The 4382-nt window shown below is 68.1% G+C and carries 7 protein-coding genes and 1 pseudogene; 5 read left to right on the forward strand and 3 right to left on the reverse strand.

The window, feature by feature from the left end:
• Together BN4332_RS12485 and BN4332_RS12490 are read left to right on the forward strand one after the other, a co-directional pair.
• A pseudogene (locus BN4332_RS12485) lies at window positions 1-381 on the forward strand (HNH endonuclease); the annotation flags it as partial.
• 92 nt (window positions 382-473) lie between these two features.
• A complete protein-coding gene (locus BN4332_RS12490) occupies window positions 474-767 on the forward strand; it encodes a CDGP domain-containing protein (protein ID WP_066898736.1) in 294 nt (97 codons plus the stop codon).
• Here BN4332_RS12490 and BN4332_RS12495 read toward each other — a convergent pair.
• Window positions 736-1593 carry an AraC family transcriptional regulator gene (locus BN4332_RS12495; protein ID WP_066898741.1) on the reverse strand — a complete coding sequence of 286 codons (858 nt, stop codon included), beginning with the start codon at window positions 1591-1593 and terminating at the stop codon, window positions 736-738. The two genes, BN4332_RS12490 and BN4332_RS12495, sit on opposite strands and share 32 nt — an antisense overlap.
• 27 nt (window positions 1594-1620) lie before the next feature.
• On the opposite strand from BN4332_RS12495, the gene BN4332_RS12500 reads away from it, so the two are divergent.
• From BN4332_RS12500 to BN4332_RS12510, 3 genes are read left to right on the forward strand one after another with little or no spacing between them, the layout of a single operon-like run.
• On the forward strand, window positions 1621-2091 hold the full coding sequence (locus BN4332_RS12500; RefSeq protein WP_066898737.1) for a VOC family protein: 471 nt from the start codon (window positions 1621-1623) through the stop codon (window positions 2089-2091).
• Window positions 2092-2100: 9 nt separating this feature from the next.
• On the forward strand, window positions 2101-2538 hold the full coding sequence (locus BN4332_RS12505) for an HIT family protein (RefSeq protein ID WP_066898738.1): 438 nt from the start codon (window positions 2101-2103) through the stop codon (window positions 2536-2538).
• Between the two features lie 4 nt (window positions 2539-2542).
• Entirely contained in the window at window positions 2543-2986 is a 444-nt protein-coding gene (locus BN4332_RS12510; RefSeq protein ID WP_066898739.1) for a nitroreductase family deazaflavin-dependent oxidoreductase, read from the forward strand.
• Here BN4332_RS12510 and BN4332_RS12515 read toward each other — a convergent pair.
• Both BN4332_RS12515 and BN4332_RS12520 read right to left on the reverse strand, forming a co-directional pair.
• Window positions 2983-4032: an LLM class flavin-dependent oxidoreductase gene (locus BN4332_RS12515; RefSeq protein ID WP_066898740.1), complete on the reverse strand. Its 1050-nt coding sequence runs from the start codon at window positions 4030-4032 to the stop codon at window positions 2983-2985. The two genes, BN4332_RS12510 and BN4332_RS12515, sit on opposite strands and share 4 nt — an antisense overlap.
• 16 nt (window positions 4033-4048) lie before the next feature.
• A partial coding sequence (locus BN4332_RS12520) for a uracil-DNA glycosylase family protein (protein WP_276527212.1) occupies window positions 4049-4382 on the reverse strand: 334 nt, incomplete at its 5' end.

Here is a 4382-nt window from a genome sequence, read left to right on the forward strand (position 1 = left end):
CCGTCCAACACCAAGCTGTACTGCCGCGTCCACCACCTGATCAAAACGTTCTGCCCCGGCTGGACCGACCGCCAATACCCCGACGGCACCGTCGAAATCACCACACCCACCGGCCACACCTACACCACCGAACCCCACGGCGCCGCACTGTTTCCCGACCTGGCCACCCCCACCGGGCACCTCCCCCTTCCCGAACCACCCGAACACGGCCCCCACCGCAGCGCCAAGATGCCCAAACGCACACAGACCCGCGAACAAGACCAACAAGACCGCATCGCCGAAGAACGCCGCCTACGCGCCGAACTCAACAACGACCTCGCCCACGAACGCGCCTACCAAGCCTGGCTCGCCGAAGAATACGGACCACCCCCACCCTTCTGACTGCCCTCTGGTGCACAGTGAAAGGTACAAAGGCGCCTCCGTCGAGTGACGTGAGCGGTAGCGTCCGTGGGTAACGGCAGACGGGAGAACCCATGAAGCTCTTCATCATCGGAGGCCTGGCCGCCGTGCTCACGGTGTCCGGACTGATCACCTCGGCCCCACCGGCCAGTGCGGGCTGCATCTACGGCGGCAACGTCATCAGCAAGTGCGACGGGCCCATCCAGCCCGACGGCACCTGGCAACGCTGCATCGGAACGTGGGGCTACGTGCCCAGCGGTTTCAGTTCCCACCTGGTGCCCGTCAAGCGCTGCGACCCGATGGGTCCCGGGCACGACTATCCGTTCGATTTCACCTTCACCGACCCGCCGACCCACATCGCCGACTGAACCGCTCGGCGTACTCACCCGGCGTGCTGCCCAGCATCGACCGGAAGTCGTTGATGAAGTGGGCCTGGTCGTACCAGCCGAGTCGCACTGCCAGGTCGGCGAAATCGACGCCGGGCACGCTCTCGATCTCCAGAGCAGCCTGCTGCAGCCGGTACCGGCACAACACCCACTTCACCGTCACCCCGACATAACGGCGGAACACCCGCTGCGTGGTACGGGTACTCCACGGCGACAACGTCATCACCTGGTCCACCCGATGCAGCGACCCGTCCTCGCTCATGCGCTCGATCAGCGGGGTCAACTGCCGGTACGTGTCATCGAGCGGCGCGGCCGTTGCACCGATCATGGCATCCAAAGCGGAGTGGACGGTGGTCACTTCCTCACCGAGATCGACTGGCCCACCGAATAACTCGCCGTCAACCGGTACCACGCGCCCCGTCATCGTCGCGGCGTCTCCGCCGAACCGCGCGGTGAAACCTCCGGGCCGAAAACGCGCGCCCACCACCGTCCCCCGCCCGCTGATGACGATGCGAAACACCCGGGGCACCACCCCGTGCAGCAAGGTGGCGGGCAACCGATGGCCATGGCGCACACCGTCGTCGCCCCACTCCCGGGTGAGATGCATGGCCGGAAAGGTGATCACGGTGCTCTCGAAGGGCCCGTCGTCATGACGGTCCCAGCTCACCGACCAGTAGTGCTCGACGAACCGCGCCGCATCCTCGGACGGTGCCCACCGCTGCAGGTCGAACGCCGAGGCCGTGCCGGCCCGGCCGACCACGCCGCGCTCTGGCGCGTTTTGCTCTGGCGCATTTTTCCAAGCGGGCATCGCCATCAGCCTACGAAACTGGTCGACATGAGTGTCACACCGATTCCGGAGGGCTACACCAGCCTGACCCCGTTCATCTGCGTCGACGGTGCTGCCGCGGCGATCACGTTCTACCAGAACGTATTCGGCGCGACGGTGGTCGAGCGGATGGACGGACCCGACGGCACCGTCGCGCACGCCGAACTGGACTTCGGCACCGGCCGGCTGCAACTCGGTGACCCGCAAGAGGCGTTTCAGATCGCCGCTCCCGCGCCGGGGGCTGCCGCAACCCATTCGATCGGGCTGTACTGCCCCGACGTCGACGACGTCGTCGCCCGCGCCGAGAAGGAGGGTGCGACCGTCCGCGAACCCGCGCAGACCTTTGTCACGGGCGACCGGTTCGCCTCGATCCTCGACCCGTTCGGCCAGCGCTGGACGGTGATGACCCGCGTCGAGGACCTCACGCCGCAGGAGCGCGAACGTCGCGTCGCCGAATGGGCGGCCACCGCCGGAGGCTAACGTGACGGGATGTCATGTGTGTTCTGCGCCATCGTCGCCGGCGAGGCTCCCGCCATCCGTGTCTACGAGGACGACGAGTACCTGGGCATCCTCGACATCCGGCCGTTCACCCGAGGTCACACCCTGGTGATCCCGAAGCGGCACACGGTCGATCTGACGGACACGCCGCCGGCAACGGTCGCGGCGATGGCGGGCATCGGGCAGCGCATTGCCCGTGCCGCCCGCCGGTCCGGGCTGCACGCCGACGGCAACAACATCGTGATCAACGACGGCAAGGCCGCGTTCCAGAGCGTGTTCCACATCCATCTGCACGTGGTGCCGCGCCAGACCGGCGACAAGCTGTCCTTCGTCAAGGGCATGATGGTGCGCCGCGACCCGGACCGTGAGGAATCGGGCCGGCTGCTACGTGCGGCATTGGCGGAACTCGACGCGCCCGAGCACGATTGAGCGCATGAGTGATCTGCCGCTTGCGGAGAAGATCGGCCTCCGGCTGTTGCACATCCATGACCTGATCTACCAGAAGTCCAACGGGATGATCGGGCACCGCCTGCCGGGCGTCCCGCCCAGCCTGCTGCTGCGCACCACGGGCGCCAAAACCGGCCAGGCCCGGATCAACACGCTCAGCTACGCCCGGGACGGCAAGGACTACCTGGTGGTCGCGTCGATGGGCGGCGCGCCGCGCTCGCCGGGCTGGTATCACAACCTGAAAGCCCATCCCCGCGTCGAGATCAACGTCGGCACCAAGCGGATCGGCGTCACGGCCAAACCCGTGCTGCCCGACGATCCCGACTATCAACGGTTGTGGAAGATCGTCAACGACAACAACTCTCACCGCTACGAGGCGTATCAGAAGAAGACCACCCGACCGATCCCGATCGTGGTGCCGACGCCCTAGAAGAGTTCCTTGGCCAACAGCTCAAGGGTGGTGTCACGCGCCGTTGCCGTGGCCGGATCGGCACCGCGCCGCGCCGACCCCACCGGGTTGACCATCACCTCGTCGACGCCGAACTCCTCAGCCAGGGCGCGCACCTGCTCGGCCGCCTCAACGGGCGAACCGACCACGGCGCGCCGCAGTCCGGAGGCCACGATCGCCTGGGCCTGCGGACTGAGCGTCGTCGCCTCGGCATCCTCGACGAGGTCGAGCGCCCCGAGCGGCTGACCGGTGCGCAGCCTTCCCATCATCTGCAGCTGCGGCAGGAGCAGCGCCTCGGCCTCCTCGGTGGTCTCGGCCACCGACGCGTTGACGGTCAGGAAGGTCACCGGCTCGGACGCCAGATCGCTGGGCTGGAATTCGTCGCGGTACACGGCCAGCGCCTCGGCGGTGCCCTGCCCGGAGAAATGATGGGCGAACACGTAAGGCAGCCCCTTGGCCGCGGCCAGATGCGCCGAGTACATCGACGAGCCGAGCAGCCACATCCGCGGTTCGCTGACCGCGGCAGGCGTCGCCTTGAGCACGTAATTCTCCCGCATCAGATCCCGAGGCAGCGGCACCCGGACCCCGCGCGCACTCATCAGGGCCACCACGTCGTCGAGGTATTGCGGAAACGCCTCGATGTCGCGATCGTCGCGGCCGGCAGCGCCGCGCAATGCCAGCGAGGTGACCGGATCCGAGCCCGGCGCCCGCCCGATCCCGAGATCGATGCGGCCCGGGTGAGCGGCCTCCAGCAGCGCGAACTGCTCGGCGACCGCGAGGGGCGCATGGTTGGGCAGCATCACGCCGCCCGAACCGAGACGAAGCTGGGAGGTGTGCGCGGCCAGATGGGCGATCAGCACCGGCGGGCTGGTGGCCGCGACGGCAGGCATGTTGTGGTGCTCGGCGACCCAGTAGCGGGTGTATCCCAGCCGGTCGGCGGTCTGCGCCAGGTGCGTCGTGGCCGTCAGCGCGTCGGCCGTGGACTGGTCGGTGCGTACCGGGACGAGGTCGAGGACAGAAAGCCGCATGACAGCGTCAACGTCATCAGGCGCCCGGTTCGTTCCCGCCGGCCGCCGATGCCAGGGCTTTCGCGGTGACGAAGATGTCGTCGAGCATCGCCTCGGTGAGCCGGCCGGTGAAGGTGTTCTGCTGGCTGGGGTGGAAGCAGCCGAGCAGGGTCACCGGCCCGAAAGCCGAGGTCAGCATGGCCGTCGCACCGTGACCGAACTTGGGTGCGGGCCGGGGCGACCCGAGGAGCTCCAGCGCCGCGCGCCACGCGAACGCACCCAGCGCGATGACCACCCGCACATGCGGGCCGACCAGCCGCCATTCGGCCTGCAGCCACGGCGCGCAGGTGGCCCGTTCGGCCGGCGTCGGG

The organism is Mycolicibacterium houstonense, assembly GCF_900078665.2.
Taxonomy (GTDB): domain Bacteria; phylum Actinomycetota; class Actinomycetes; order Mycobacteriales; family Mycobacteriaceae; genus Mycobacterium; species Mycobacterium houstonense.

Excerpts from the sequence above, each read along its gene's own strand:
- BN4332_RS12505 (WP_066898738.1), top strand. The coding sequence starts at position 2,101 with ATGTCATGTGTGTTCTGCGCCATCGTCGCCGGCGAGGCTCCCGCCATC.
- BN4332_RS12510 (WP_066898739.1), top strand. The coding sequence starts at position 2,543 with ATGAGTGATCTGCCGCTTGCGGAGAAGATCGGCCTCCGGCTGTTGCAC.
- BN4332_RS12500 (WP_066898737.1), top strand. The coding sequence starts at position 1,621 with ATGAGTGTCACACCGATTCCGGAGGGCTACACCAGCCTGACCCCGTTC.
- BN4332_RS12495 (WP_066898741.1), bottom strand. The coding sequence starts at position 1,593 with ATGCCCGCTTGGAAAAATGCGCCAGAGCAAAACGCGCCAGAGCGCGGC.
- BN4332_RS12490 (WP_066898736.1), top strand. The coding sequence starts at position 474 with ATGAAGCTCTTCATCATCGGAGGCCTGGCCGCCGTGCTCACGGTGTCC.
- BN4332_RS12515 (WP_066898740.1), bottom strand. The coding sequence starts at position 4,032 with ATGCGGCTTTCTGTCCTCGACCTCGTCCCGGTACGCACCGACCAGTCC.